The organism is Streptococcus mitis, assembly GCF_002096735.1.
GTDB classification, from domain to species: Bacteria; Bacillota; Bacilli; order Lactobacillales; family Streptococcaceae; genus Streptococcus; species Streptococcus mitis_CZ.
In genome coordinates this window covers 519,404-533,911 of record NZ_NCVC01000017.1, presented here as the reverse complement: position 1 = coordinate 533,911, position 14,508 = coordinate 519,404, and the positions used below count along the sequence as shown (strand labels likewise).

12 protein-coding genes and 2 pseudogenes are annotated in these 14,508 nt (G+C 40.9%); 13 read left to right on the top strand and 1 reads right to left on the bottom strand.

The genetic code is table 11. The annotated features are described in order from the left end of the window. Positions 1-120: 120 nt before the first annotated feature. A complete protein-coding gene (gene gor / locus B7703_RS09635; protein WP_084924611.1) occupies positions 121-1,467 on the bottom strand; it encodes a glutathione-disulfide reductase in 1,347 nt (448 codons plus the stop codon). A gap of 289 nt (positions 1,468-1,756) precedes the next feature. Between gor and B7703_RS09630 the strand changes: the two genes are divergently transcribed. From B7703_RS09630 to B7703_RS09575, 13 genes and pseudogenes are all read left to right on the top strand, one after another. Continuing rightward, entirely contained in the window at positions 1,757-2,965 is a 1,209-nt protein-coding gene (locus tag B7703_RS09630) for an efflux RND transporter periplasmic adaptor subunit (protein ID WP_192851981.1), read from the top strand. After that, positions 2,949-3,650 carry an ABC transporter ATP-binding protein gene (locus B7703_RS09625; RefSeq protein WP_020901477.1) on the top strand — a complete coding sequence of 234 codons (702 nt, stop codon included), beginning with the start codon at positions 2,949-2,951 and terminating at the stop codon, positions 3,648-3,650. The genes B7703_RS09630 and B7703_RS09625 overlap by 17 nt, the downstream gene beginning before the upstream one ends. A 1-nt stretch (position 3,651) precedes the next feature. Next, complete coding sequence (locus B7703_RS09620; RefSeq protein WP_084924608.1) at positions 3,652-4,911, top strand: ABC transporter permease; 1,260 nt, start codon at positions 3,652-3,654, stop codon at positions 4,909-4,911. Positions 4,912-5,034: 123 nt separating this feature from the next. After that, entirely contained in the window at positions 5,035-7,032 is a 1,998-nt protein-coding gene (gene metG / locus B7703_RS09615; protein ID WP_084924607.1) for a methionine--tRNA ligase, read from the top strand. A gap of 132 nt (positions 7,033-7,164) precedes the next feature. Then, on the top strand, positions 7,165-7,485 hold the full coding sequence (locus tag B7703_RS09610) for a PadR family transcriptional regulator (protein WP_000665421.1): 321 nt from the start codon (positions 7,165-7,167) through the stop codon (positions 7,483-7,485). Positions 7,486-7,488: 3 nt separating this feature from the next. Then, positions 7,489-8,304: a hypothetical protein gene (locus B7703_RS09605; RefSeq protein WP_084924605.1), complete on the top strand. Its 816-nt coding sequence runs from the start codon at positions 7,489-7,491 to the stop codon at positions 8,302-8,304. 74 nt (positions 8,305-8,378) lie between these two features. After that, positions 8,379-9,305: an aldo/keto reductase gene (locus B7703_RS09600; RefSeq protein WP_084924604.1), complete on the top strand. Its 927-nt coding sequence runs from the start codon at positions 8,379-8,381 to the stop codon at positions 9,303-9,305. Between the two features lie 99 nt (positions 9,306-9,404). Next, positions 9,405-9,641: a DUF2829 domain-containing protein gene (locus tag B7703_RS09595; protein ID WP_000141924.1), complete on the top strand. Its 237-nt coding sequence runs from the start codon at positions 9,405-9,407 to the stop codon at positions 9,639-9,641. Beyond that, entirely contained in the window at positions 9,634-10,332 is a 699-nt protein-coding gene (locus B7703_RS09590; RefSeq protein WP_078238301.1) for a 3-oxoacyl-ACP reductase, read from the top strand. The genes B7703_RS09595 and B7703_RS09590 overlap by 8 nt, the downstream gene beginning before the upstream one ends. Positions 10,333-10,339: 7 nt before the next feature. Further along, positions 10,340-10,483 (top strand): annotated as a pseudogene (locus B7703_RS09980) (NUDIX hydrolase); the annotation flags it as partial. Beyond that, positions 10,461-11,337 (top strand): annotated as a pseudogene (locus B7703_RS09585) (putative PEP-binding protein). The pseudogenes B7703_RS09980 and B7703_RS09585, both read left to right, overlap by 23 nt. Continuing rightward, complete coding sequence (locus tag B7703_RS09580) at positions 11,306-11,746, top strand: ASCH domain-containing protein (protein WP_084924602.1); 441 nt, start codon at positions 11,306-11,308, stop codon at positions 11,744-11,746. The pseudogene B7703_RS09585 and the gene B7703_RS09580 overlap by 32 nt, the downstream one beginning before the upstream one ends. Positions 11,747-11,868: 122 nt before the next feature. After that, a complete protein-coding gene (locus B7703_RS09575; protein WP_084924600.1) occupies positions 11,869-14,415 on the top strand; it encodes a M1 family metallopeptidase in 2,547 nt (848 codons plus the stop codon). Positions 14,416-14,508: the final 93 nt, after the last annotated feature.

Here is a 14,508-nt window from a genome sequence, read left to right as displayed (position 1 = left end):
GTTCATAGATCTGAACTTTATCATCATAACTCAATTTCATAATAAAACACCCCAAAAGTTAGATTTTTTCTGTCTAACTTTTGGGGTGCAGTACATTTGTATCAGCTTCTTTTATTTCGATTAACGCATAGTTACAAATTCTTCAGATGCAGTTGGGTGAATCGCCACAGTTGCATCAAAGTCTGCCTTGGTTGCTCCCATTTTGATAGCAACGGCAAATCCTTGAATCATTTCATCAACACCATAGCCAATTCCATGAAGTCCGACAACTTTTTCTTCTGAACCTGCTGTGATCAATTTGAAACGTGTTTCTTGACGGTTACAAGTGCAAGCAGAGTACATAGAAGTAAAACTTGATTTGTAAACCTTGATTTGCTCTTGACCGTATTCTTTAATAGCTTGCTCTTCTGTCAATCCAACAGTTCCGATAGCAGGGTGTGAAAAGACAACGGTTGGAATAGTTGAGTAGTCCATTTTTGCAGTAGTTTTTCCGTTAAAGAGACGTTCAGACAAAGTACGTCCAGCCTTGATAGCAACTGGAGTCAGTTCTTTTTCACCTGTTACATCACCTAGAGCGTAGATTCCCTCAACAACAGTATTTTGGTATTCATCCACTTGGATAAAGCCACGTTCGTTCAGAGTTACTCCAGCTTTTTCAAGTTGCAAGCCCTTAACGTTTGGACGGCGACCCGTAGCCCAGATAACTTGGCTAGCTGTGTGACTAGTACCATCTTCGAAATGAATGGTAATTCCCTCAGCAGTTTTTTCTAATTTGGCAGGGACTTTGTGAGTATGAAGTGGCAAGTTTGTTCTTTCCATTTCCTTTACCAAACCTTCAACGATGTAAGAATCAAAACCACGTAAAGGACGGTCGCGACGAACAAAGAGATCTGTCTTGACACCAAAGGTGTGGAGTACGCCAGCCAATTCAACGGCAATATAACCCGCACCTAGAATAGCAACTGACTCTGGCAATTCTTCCCAAGCAAATACATCATCAGAAGAGCCACCTAGTTCAGCACCAGGAACGTCTGGAATACTTGGATGGGCACCAGTTGCAATCACGATATGTTTGGCACGAATGAGTTCACCATTTACGCTAACAGTATGAGAATCTACAAATTCAGCATGTCCTTCAATCAAGTCTACACCGTTGCGTTTAAAACTGCCATCATAAGAAGAACGAGCGCGATCGATGTAGGCTTCACGATTGCGACGTAGGGTTGCAAAGTCAAAGTTTAGATCAGTAGTCTTAAAGCCATAGTCTTCTCCAAATTGATGGAAAGTCTCAGCGATTTGTGCCCCGTACCACATGATTTTTTTAGGAACACAACCGACGTTGACACAGGTTCCACCTAGTTTCTTTTCCTCAATAACGGCCGCTTTGGCTCCGTGTTCACCAGCACGGTTCATGGTAGCAATTCCTCCGCTACCTCCACCGATAGCAATGATATCGTATTCTCTCATTGAAAACTCCTTTGTACTCTTTGAAATAGTAGAGTGTCATTTTTTGATAGTCATATTCTATCTTTTTTTTGATTTGATTGCAAAAATCTGCTACGTTCAAAAAATTAAAGAAAAGGCTTGCAAAAAGGAAAAATAAAGTGTATTATATAACTAGTACAATGGTAATAAAAATAGATTCCGAACAATAATCAAATCCTGAAATGTCATTATTTCGTTCTGAAATGTTATTGTTTATATTTGCTAATTTTTATATAATATTGTTAAGGACTTTAAATCAAAAAGGAGTTTCATTATGAAGAAGAATCGTAAAGCTAAAAAGTGGCAATTGTATGCAGCAATCGGTGCTGCCAGTGTAGTTGTATTAGGTGCTGGGGGAATTTTGCTCTTTAGACAACCATCTCAGACTGCTGTAAAAGATGAGCCTACTCATCTTGTTGTTGCCAAGGAAGGAAGCCTGGCGTCCTCTGTTTTATTGTCAGGGACAGTAACAGCAAAAAATGAACAATATGTTTATTTTGATGCTAGTAAGGGAGATTTAGATGAAATCCTTGTTTCTGTGGGTGATAAAGTCAGTGAAGGGCAGGCTTTAGTCAAGTACAGTAGTTCAGAAGCCCAGGCGGCCTATGATTCAGCTAGCCGAGCAGTAGCTAAGGCAGATCGTCATATCAATGAACTCAATCAAGCACGAAATGAAGCTGCTTCAGCTCCGGCTCCACAGTTGCCAACGCCAGCAGGAGGCGAAGGAGCTGCAGGGCAAACTCCAGCTCCAGTCTCAGGAAATGCAGTGTCATCTATTGATGCACAACTAGGTGATGCTCGTGATGCTCGTGCAGATGCAGCAGCACAATTAAGCAAGGCTCAAAGTCAGTTGGATGCAATGACGGTTCTCAGTACCTTAGAGGGAACTGTGGTCGAAGTCAACCGTAATGTTTCTAAATCTCCAACTGGAGCTAGCCAGGTGGTAGTTCATGTCGTTAGCAATGAAAACTTGCAAGTTAAGGGGGAACTATCTGAATATAACCTTGCCAACCTCTCTGTAGGACAAGAAGTAACCTTTACTTCTAAAGTTTACCAAGATAAGAGCTGGACCGGTAAGATTAGCTACATTTCTGACTACCCTAAAAACAATGGTGAAGCAGCAAGTGCAGCTACTGCCGCAGCAGGTGGTAATTCTGGTTCTAAATATCCATATACCATCGATGTTACAAGTGAAATCGGTGACTTGAAACAAGGATTCTCAGTAAGTGTTGAGGTTAAGAATAAGAGTAAAGCTATTCTGGTTCCTTTAACAAGTGTTGTGACTGAAAATGATAAGAACTATGTCTGGGTACTTGACGAGCAGAAAAAGGCCAAGAAAGTGGAAGTTGGTTTGGGCAATGCTGATGCAGACAACCAAGAAATCACTTCAGGTCTGACAAATGGAGTCAAGGTCATCAGTAACCCAACGTCTTCTCTAGAGGAAGGAAAAGAGGTGAAGGCTGATGAAGAAACTAATTAGTTTAAAAAATATCTGCAGAAGCTACCGTAATGGTGACCAAGAACTGCAGGTTCTCAAAAATATCAACCTAGAAGTGAATGAGGGTGAATTTGTTGCCATCATGGGACCATCTGGTTCGGGGAAGTCTACTCTCATGAATACGATTGGTATGTTGGATACACCAACCAGTGGAGAGTATTATCTTGAAGGCCAAGAAGTGGCGGGACTAGGTGAAAAACAACTAGCCAAGGTCCGTAACCAACAAATCGGATTTGTCTTTCAGCAGTTCTTTCTTCTATCGAAACTCAATGCTCTGCAAAACGTAGAATTGCCCTTGATTTACGCGGGAGTTTCGGCTTCAAAACGGCGCAAGTTAGCTGAGGAATATCTAGATAAGGTTGAATTGACTGAGCGTAGTCACCATTTACCTTCAGAATTATCTGGTGGTCAAAAGCAACGTGTAGCTATCGCGCGTGCCTTGGTAAACAATCCTTCTATTATCCTAGCGGACGAACCGACAGGAGCCTTGGATACCAAAACAGGTAACCAAATCATGCAACTATTGGTTGAACTAAATAAAGAAGGAAAAACTATTATCATGGTAACGCATGAGCCTGAAATCGCTGCTTATGCTAAACGCCAGATTGTCATTCGAGATGGAGTTATTTCGTCTGACAGTGCGCAGTTAGAAAAGGAGGAAAACTAAGATGCAGAATCTGAAATTTGCCTTTTCATCTATCATGGCCCACAAGATGCGCTCATTTCTCACTATGATTGGGATTATCATTGGTGTTTCATCAGTTGTTGTGATTATGGCTCTGGGAGATTCTATGTCTCGTCAGGTTAATAAAAATATGACCAAGTCACAGAAGAATATCCATGTCTTTTTCTCGCCTATTAAAAGTAAAGACGGTTCTTTTACCCAAAAACAATCAGCTTTGACAGTGTCTGGGAAAGAAGAGGATGTTCCTGTGGAACCACCAAAACCACAAGAATCCTGGGTCAAGGAGGCTGCTAAACTTAAGGGTGTGGACAGTTACTATGTAACCAATTCGACCAATACCACCTTGTCTTATAAAGACAAAAAAGTGGAGCGCGCTAGCTTGACAGGTGGAAATATTACTTACATGAAGGCAGTTGAAAATGAAATTGTTGCAGGCCGCAGTCTCATAGCTCAGGATTATAAAGATGTGGCCAGTGTCATTTTACTAGACCAAGAACTTGCTAATAGCCTGTTTGGATCTGCTCAAGAAGCTGTTAACCAGGTTATAGATGTTGGTGGCTTTAGCTATCGTGTCATTGGTGTCTATACCAGCGATGAGGCCAAGACTGCCAAGACTTTTGGTATTGGTGGACTTCCGATTACGACTAATATTTCTCTTGCCAACAACTTCAATATGGATGAGATTTCTGATATTGTCTTCCGGGTTAATGATACCAGTTTGACACCAACTGTGGGACCAGAATTAGCTAGAAAATTGACCGAAATTGCTGGTATTCAGCAAGGGGAGTATCAGGTGGCAGATGCGACTGCAGCCTTCCAAGAAGTACAACAATTGTTCGGCTTTATAACTACGATTATTAGTGCCATTGCAGGAATTTCCCTTTTTGTTGGGGGGACTGGTGTTATGAACATCATGCTGGTTTCGGTGACAGAGCGTACTCGTGAGATTGGTCTCCGTAAGGCTTTGGGTGCGACACGTGCCAATATTTTAATTCAGTTTTTGATTGAATCCATGATTTTGACCTTGCTTGGTGGAGTTATTGGTCTAACCATTGCGACAGGCTTAACAGCTATAGCTGGTCTACTTTTGCAAGGATTGATAGCGGGTATAGAAGTGGGAGTATCAATCCCAGTTGCCCTATTTAGTCTTGCAGTTTCGGCTAGCGTGGGTATGATTTTTGGAGTTTTGCCAGCCAACAAGGCATCGAAACTTGATCCAATTGAAGCCCTTCGTTATGAATAGAATAAACAAGATGGACACTTGTCTATCTTGTTTTTGTATGGATTTCCCTATCGAAAATCATTAAAAATGTGATATAATGAAGTGTTAGAAAAACAGGTTTCATTTGCCTGGAAAGGAAAAATTATGTCTGAAAAGAATTTTTATATTACAACGCCGATTTACTATCCATCTGGTAAACTTCATATCGGTTCTGCCTACACAACCATCGCTTGTGATGTCCTAGCACGTTATAAACGCCTGATGGGTTACGATGTCTTTTATTTGACAGGTCTTGACGAGCATGGTCAGAAAATCCAGCAGAAAGCAGAAGAAGCTGGCATTACACCTCAAGCTTATGTTGATGGGATGGCAGTTGGAGTCAAAGAACTCTGGCAATTACTAGATATCTCATACGATAAATTTATCCGTACAACTGATGACTACCATGAAAAAGTTGTCGCACAAGTCTTTGAACGCTTGCTGGCTCAAGATGACATCTATTTAGGTGAATACTCTGGCTGGTATTCAGTATCAGATGAGGAATTCTTTACAGAAAGCCAGCTTGCAGAAGTATTCCGTGACGAAGCTGGAAATGTGACTGGTGGTATCGCTCCATCAGGTCACGAAGTGGAATGGGTATCTGAAGAGTCTTATTTCCTTCGTCTTAGCAAGTACCAAGATCGTCTAGTAGAATTTTTCAAAGCTCATCCTGAATTTATCACTCCAGATGGTCGTCTGAATGAAATGCTGCGCAACTTTATCGAGCCAGGTTTAGAGGATTTGGCAGTTTCTCGTACAACCTTTACATGGGGTGTGCCAGTACCATCTAATCCAAAACACGTTGTCTATGTTTGGATTGATGCTCTTCTTAACTATGCGACAGCTCTTGGCTACGGTCAAGATGAACATGGTAACTTTGACAAATTCTGGAATGGAACAGTCTTCCACATGGTAGGAAAAGACATCCTTCGTTTCCACTCAATCTACTGGCCAATCCTTCTTATGATGTTAGATATCAAATTGCCAGATCGTTTGATTGCTCACGGTTGGTTCGTCATGAAAGACGGCAAAATGTCTAAGTCTAAAGGAAATGTCGTTTACCCTGAGATGTTGGTAGAGCGTTATGGAATAGATCCACTTCGTTACTACCTCATGCGTAGCCTTCCAGTTGGTTCAGACGGAACCTTCACTCCTGAAGACTATGTAGGCCGTATCAACTACGAATTGGCCAATGACCTTGGAAACCTCCTCAACCGTACGGTTTCTATGATTAACAAGTACTTTGATGGACAAATTCCTGCCTATATAGAAGGTGTAACAGAGTTTGACCATGCTCTTGCTCAAGTAGCTGCTGAATCAATCGCTGACTACCATACTCACATGGAAGCAGTTGACTACCCACGTGCCTTAGAAGCAGTATGGACTCTTATTTCACGTACTAATAAATACATCGATGAGACCGCACCATGGGTCTTGGCTAAGGATGAAGCACTTCGTGATCAATTGGCCAGTGTTATGAGCCACTTGGCAGCCAGCCTTCGTGTTGTAGCTCACTTGATTGAGCCGTTTATGATGGAAACCAGTCGTGCAGTCTTGAATCAACTTGGCTTGGATGAAGTTTCTAGTCTTGAAAACTTGAGCTTGGCTGACTTTCCTGCAGGTGTCACTGTCGTTGCCAAAGGAACACCAATCTTCCCACGTTTGGATATGGAAGAAGAAATCGCCTATATCAAGGAACAAATGGAAGGTAACAAACCAGCAGTCGAAAAAGAATGGAATCCAGACGAAGTTGAACTCAAACTCAATAAGGAAGAAATCAAGTTTGAAGACTTTGACAAGGTTGAAATCCGCGTTGCAGAAGTCAGAGAAGTTTCTAAAGTGGAAGGTTCTGATAAGTTACTTCAATTCCGTCTGGATGCTGGTGATGGAGAAGATCGTCAAATTCTCTCAGGAATTGCAAAATTCTATCCAAACGAACAAGAATTGGTCGGCAAGAAAGTCCAAATCGTTGCTAACCTCAAACCTCGTAAGATGATGAAGAAATATGTCAGTCAAGGTATGATCCTATCAGCTGAACATGATGGAAAATTAACCCTTCTCACAGTTGACTCAGCTGTACCGAATGGAAGTGTGATTGGGTAAAAGTATACAGGACTAGTTCATGCTAGTTCTGTTTTTTATTTAACTATTATGCTTTACAAACTAGTGTGAAAGTGGTATATTATAGATGAAGTCACTAGTAGGTATTACCAAATAGATTAGAAGGGAGAAGGGATGAAAGAAACTCAACTATTAAAAGGTGTTCTTGAAGGTTGTGTCTTGGATATGATTGGTCAAAAAGAGCGATATGGTTATGAGTTGGTTCAGACTTTGCGAGAGGCTGGATTTGATACTATCGTTCCAGGAACTATTTATCCTTTGTTGCAAAAGTTAGAAAAAAATCAATGGATAAGAGGCGACATGCGCCCGTCGCCAGATGGTCCAGATCGGAAGTATTTTTCGTTAACGAAAGAAGGAGAAGATCGTGTCTCGGTCTTTTGGCAACAATGGGACGATTTGAGTCAAAAAGTAGAAGGAATTAAGAATGGAGGGTAAACCATGAAGAAAATGAAGTATTATGAAGAAACAAGCGCTTTGCTACATGAGTTTTCTGAGGAGAATCAAAAGTATTTTGAGGAACTGTGGGATAGTTTTAATCTTGCTGGATTTCTCTATGATGAGGACTACCTCAGAGAGCAGATCTATTTGATGATGTTAGATTTCTCAGAAGCAGAACGAGACGGAATGAGTGCAGAGGATTATCTAGGTAAGAATCCTAAAAAATTAATGAAAGAGATGCTCAAGGAAGCACCTCGCAGTTCTATCAAGGAGTCCCTTTTGACGCCAATTCTTGTCCTAGCGGTATTACGTTATTATCAACTACTAAGTGATTTTTCTAAAGGTTCTCTCTTAACAGTCAATTTGCTCACATTTTTAGGGCAACTTCTTCTTTTTCTGATTGGATTTGGACTTGTGGCCACAATCTTACGTTGGGGGCTAGTCCAAGATTCTCCTAAGATGAAAATTGGCACTTATATTGTCGTTGGAATTCTTGTTCTGCTAGTCGTTCTAGGATATGTAGGAATGGGAAGTTTCATACAAGAAGGAGCCTTTTATCTTCCTGCTCCCTGGGATAGTTTATCTGTCTTTACGATTTCGCTGGTCATCAGTATTTGGAATTGGAAAGAAGAGTTTTTTCGTCCCTTTAACAGTATGATTGTTGCCCATCTTGTTGTAGGCTCTCTGCTCCGTTACTATGAGTGGATGGAAATTTCAAATGTTTTTCTTACAAGAGCTATTCCTTTAGCTGTCCTTTTTATTGGTATTTTTCTCTTGTTCCGTGGGTTTAAGAAGATAAAATGGAGTGAAATATAGTCAAAAAGCCGTTGCAAAGCGGTTTTTTGTTATAATGAAGGGAAGAATGTTAGAAATTAAAGGAGACAAATTTGATGAGATACATAACTATTGGTCAAGATGACAAAGAATTATCAGAAATTGTTCTCGGAATGATGAGAATAGAAGATAAGTCTGTAAAAGAAGTTGAAGAGCTTGTAGAAACAGCACTTTCTGTTGGAATCAATGCTTTCGACTTGGCTGATATATATGGTCGTGGTCGTTGTGAAGAACTGTTAGGTCTTGTCCTAAAAAATCGTCCCGATTTAAGAGAAGAGATGTGGATTCAGTCAAAATGTGGCATTCGCATTGAAGAATTTACCTATTTTGATTTTTCTAAGGACTATATTATAAAATCAGTTGACGGAATTTTGCAAAGATTGAAGACTGATCATCTAGATAGCTTGCTTCTTCATCGACCAGATGCTTTGATGGAATCTGACCAAGTAGCAGAAGCCTTTGATCTCCTTTATAAACAAGGTAAGGTTCGAAATTTTGGAGTTTCTAATCAAAATCCTATGATGATGGAGTTACTTAAAAAAGATGTCAAGCAGCCGTTAGCTGTTAATCAGCTACAATTGAGTGCGGCTTTTACTCCAGGATTCGAATCAGGTTTTCATGTTAATATGGAAGATAGTCAAGCAGCTATGCGAGATGGCAGCATTTTTGAATATTGCAAATTACACGATGTGGTCATTCAAGCATGGTCTGTCTTACAATTTGGGTATTTTAAAGGGAATTTTGTTGGAAATGAGAAATTTCAAGCTTTAAATCAAGTACTTGATCGTTTAGCTACTAAATATGGAGTAACCTCTTCAACTATTGCCATTTCTTGGATATTGCGTTATCCAGCAAAAATGCAGGCAGTCGTAGGTACAACAAATCCTAAGCACTTGAGAGAAGTTAGCCAAGCGGCAAACTTTAGCTTAACAAGAAAAGAATGGTATGAAATTTATCTTGCAGCAGGGAATAATTTGCCGTAAATAGAAGCAGATGTAAATAAATCACATTCAAAAAGCCGTTTCAAAGCGGTTTTTTTGTTATAATGAAGGGGAGGATTATTGATATTAAAGGAGAAAAACATGACATTTGAAGAAATTCTACCTGGGTTAAAGGATAAGAAAAAATATGTACGAACTGGTTGGGGAGGTGCTGAAAACTATGTCCAACTTTTTGACACCATTGAACAAAACGGGGTTGCACTTGAAGTGACACCCTATTTCCTAATCAACGTGTCTGGAGAAGGAGAAGGTTTTTCCATGTGGAGTCCGACACCTTGTGATGTTTTGGCGACGGATTGGGTAGAAGTGCATGACTAGACGTGTATTGATTACGGGAGTGAGTTCAGGGATCGGCCTAGCTCAAGCTCGCCTCTTTTTAGAGAATGGCTTTCAAGTTTATGGAGTTGACCAAGGTGAAAATCCACTCTTAGAGGGTGATTTTCACTTTTTACAGAGAGATTTGACCTTGGACTTGGAGCCAATTTTTGACTGGTGTCCTCAGGTAGATATTTTGTGCAATACTGCTGGAGTGTTGGATGCTTATAAACCCCTATTGGAACAATCAGCGCAGGAAATTCATGAGATTTTTGAAATCAACTACGTGACTCCTGTTGAGTTGACTCGGCATTATTTGACACAAATGCTGGAGAATAAAAAGGGGATCATCATCAATATGTGTTCTATCGCTTCTAGCCTAGCAGGCGGTGGTGGTCATGCCTATACTTCTTCGAAGCACGCCTTGGCTGGATTTACCAAGCAGTTGGCTCTAGACTATGCTGGAGCTGGGATTCAGATCTTTGGTATCGCTCCAGGAGCAGTCAAGACAGCTATGACTGCTGCGGACTTTGAGCCAGGTGGTTTAGCGGACTGGGTGGCTAGTGAAACACCAATCAAGCGCTGGATTGAGTCAGAAGAAGTTGCAGAAGTCAGTCTCTTTTTGGCCAGTGGAAAGGCATCTGCCATGCAGGGACAAATTCTGACAATAGATGGTGGCTGGTCTTTGAAGTAGGAGGAGTTGGATGGATATTCAAGAGATCACAGAAGAAAATGCATCGCCACTAGTCTTGAAGGTTAAGTCTGAATTATTAGGATTTCCAGAACTGGGCAATACTTCTTACATGAATTGGAAGGTGAATAATGAGAAACCAACTTGCTCTTAGTGGCGAAAAACTTGATGAAAAAGTTTACCCACAACTATTTCACCACATTGGAATGATTCGTGGGGAATACTTGTTGAGAGAACTCAATCAAAATATACTATTAGCAAGTTGTCAGCAATTTGTAAAAGATTATCTAGAGACTATCTGCTCCCTGTACTCAGATGAAGAAGTTTGGTATCGTTTTTCTGAATTAACAAATACAGAAGCTAATTGTCTAAAGGGGACTAAAGAGTATTTTGATGAAAATCATCCCTTATTTGGATATAGAGGAACTAGGCGTTTGCTGGCGTGTCCGGATGAATTTCAGGCTGAAGCACATGTCGTTACAGAAGTTTATCAAAACAATCCCAATCTATCTGCTATCTTTCCTTTTGTCAATGATGCTGAGCAGTTAAAGCAAGCTATCACAGTATTGCGTCAGCAGGGTTTCACTGGAAAAATTGGAACGATGATTGAATTACCGTCAGCGTATTTTGACTTATCTAGTATACTGGAAACGGGCATTTCAAAGATTGTAGTTGGAATGAATGATTTGACTTCTTTTATTTTTGCCACTGTGAGAAACAGTCAATGGCATGATATGGAAAATCCAATAATGTTAGATATGCTAAGACAGATGCAGGATAAAGCAAGGATGAAAAAGATTGACTTTGCTGTAGCAGGCTATCTGAATGATTCTTTCATACAAAAAATGAATCAGTTGAGTATCAAGTGCATTATTCACTACAGTTCTATTCTAGAGATTTTTGATTTAGAAATTGACCATCCAGATCATCTTAAACACATAAAAGAAGAAAGTAAAAAATTACAAAGGAGCAACCTATGACACCTCAAGAAATGTGGAATGCATATAAGAAAATCAACCCCTCGATTGGAGATGCGATAGATGCTTGGGCTTTTGGAGTGGAAGCTGATTTGTTGGCGGATTTGGTTTTAAAAGGAGAAAAGTCAGCAACCGCCTCAGTCTATGACCTTTACGCACTAGAAGCCGAACCCCTTCCTCAAGAAGGAACTTTTGATGTCATTTTAGATAGTCAAAATCAGGCTGTCTGTATTGTTGAAATTACAAAGGTTTCTGTCCAGCCCTTCAATCAAGTTTCTGCTCAACATGCCTACAAGGAAGGGGAAGGTGACAAATCCCTAGCCTATTGGCGTCAGGTTCATGAGGATTGTTTCGCCGAGTGGCTGAAAGAAGCAGGACTGACTTTTACACCTGAAAGCAAGGTTGTTTTAGAAGAATTTAGCAAGGTCTACCCACTGTAGACTATTAGAAGGAAGAAAGTTTGGAAAATCACCGTCCAATCCTTTTTTCTCAAGTAAAACATGATATAATAAGTTTGTTTGAAGAAGAGTAGCAGCTCTTAAACTTAGAATAGGAGAAAACTATGCAAGCAGTTGAACATTTTATTAAGCAATTTGTTCCTGAACATTATGATTTATTTTTAGACTTGAGTCGTGAGACCAAGACGTTTTCTGGGAAGGTGACCATCACTGGCCAAGCACAAAGTGACCGTATTTCCCTTCATCAAAAAGATTTGGAAATCGCTTCTGTAGAAGTTGCAGGTCAAGCTCGTCCATTTACAGTTGACCATGAAAATGAAGCACTTCATATCGAATTGGCTGAGGCTGGTCAAGTTGAAGTGGTTCTTGCCTTTTCGGGTAAGATTACAGACAACATGACAGGGATTTACCCTTCTTACTACACAGTTGATGGAGTGAAGAAGGAAGTCTTGTCTACTCAGTTCGAGAGCCATTTTGCTCGCGAAGCCTTCCCATGTGTGGATGAGCCTGAAGCCAAAGCAACCTTTGACCTTTCTCTACGTTTTGACCAAGCAGAAGGTGAATTGGCCTTGTCAAACATGCCAGAGATCGAAGTTGAAAACCGCAAGGAAACAGGTATCTGGAAGTTTGAGACAACACCTCGCATGTCTTCTTACTTGTTAGTTTTTGTCGCAGGTGATTTGCAAGGTGTGACGGCTAAAACTAAAAACGGTACCCTTGTAGGTGTCTACTCAACTAAAGCCCACCCACTATCTAACCTTGATTTCTCACTAGATATTGCCGTTCGCTCAATCGAATTTTACGAAGATTACTACGGAGTTAAGTATCCAATCCCTCAATCTCTTCATATCGCCCTTCCTGACTTCTCAGCTGGTGCCATGGAAAACTGGGGTCTTGTAACCTACCGTGAAGTTTATTTGGTTGTGGATGAGAACTCTACCTTTGCCAGCCGTCAACAAGTTGCCCTTGTTGTGGCACATGAATTGGCTCACCAATGGTTTGGGAACCTCGTGACTATGAAATGGTGGGATGACCTCTGGCTTAATGAAAGTTTCGCTAACATGATGGAATACGTCTGTGTAGATGCTATTGAACCAAGCTGGAATATCTTTGAAGATTTCCAAACAGGTGGTGTTCCGTCTGCATTGAAACGTGACGCGACTGATGGTGTTCAGTCTGTTCACGTCGAAGTTAAACACCCAGATGAAATCAATACCCTCTTTGACGGTGCTATCGTCTATGCTAAAGGAAGCCGCCTCATGCACATGCTTCGTCGTTGGCTAGGTGATGCTGATTTTGCTAAAGGTTTGCACGCTTACTTTGAAAAACATCAATACAGCAATACAATTGGCCGTGACCTTTGGGATGCCCTTGGTCAAGCGTCAGGACGTGATGTTGCAGCCTTCATGGATTCTTGGTTGGAACAACCTGGTTACCCAGTACTTATTGTCAAAGTTGAAAATGATGTCTTGAAGATCTCACAAAAACAATTCTTTATCGGTGAGCACGAAGACAAGAACCGTCTCTGGGTTGTGCCACTAAACAGCAATTGGAAAGGCTTGCCTGATACACTCGAAACTGAAAGCATCGAAATCCCTGGCTATGCAGCCCTTCTTGCTGAAAACAAAACAGCACTTCGTCTCAACACTGAAAATACAGCCCACTACATTACCGACTATCAAGGAGATTTGTTGGATGCAGTTCTTGCTGACCTAGTTGAGCTTGATAACACAAGTAAACTGCAAATCGTCCAAGAACGTCGCTTGCTTGCTGAAGCAGGGCACATTTCTTATGCAGACTTGCTTCCAGTCCTTGATAAACTCGCTAAAGAAGAATCTTACCTTGTCGTTTCAGCTGTTTCTCAAGTAATTTCTGCCCTTGAGCGCTTTATCGATGAAGGAACAGAAGCTGAAAGAGCCTTCAAAGCCTTGGTTGCTAAATTGGCTCGTCATAATTATGACCGTCTTGGTTTTGAAGCTAAAGATGGCGAATCAGATGAGGATGAATTGGTTCGTCAGTTGGCCATTTCTATGATGATTCGCTCAAATGATGCAGAAGCTAGTCAAGCCGCTAGCCAAATCTTCGCAGCACACAAGGAGAATCTTGCAGGACTCCCAGCAGCTATTCGTTCACAAGTTCTCATCAATGAGATGAAACATCATGAGACTAAAGACTTGTTAGCACTTTATCTTGATACTTATACGCACGCAACAGATGCTGTCTTTAAACGTCAGTTGGCAGCAGCTCTTGCCTACAGTAAAGATGCGGACAATATCCAAACCTTGATTACTTCTTGGAAGGACAAATTTGTGGTCAAACCACAAGACTTGTCTGCTTGGTACTTCCAGTTCTTAAGCCATCAAGCAACTCAGGAAACAGCATGGTCTTGGGCTCGTGAAAATTGGGCTTGGATTAAGGCAGCTCTTGGTGGAGATATGAGCTTTGATAGCTTTGTTATCCTTCCTGCTCACGTATTTAAGACTCAGCAACGCTTGGCAGAGTACAAGGAATTCTTTGAACCGCAACTTTCTGACCTTGCTCTTAGCCGTAATATCGGTATGGGAATCAAGGAAATTGCAGCGCGTGTTGACTTGATTAACCGTGAAAAAACTGCAGTGGAAGCAGTCGTTCTTCAATACGGAAACGCATAAATAAGCCTAAAATAAAAAGAAAACTCAGCTATCTCATGTAAAATGTAGAGAGTTGAGTTTTTTTTAAGGCAAATTTGGTATAATGGTTTTAAT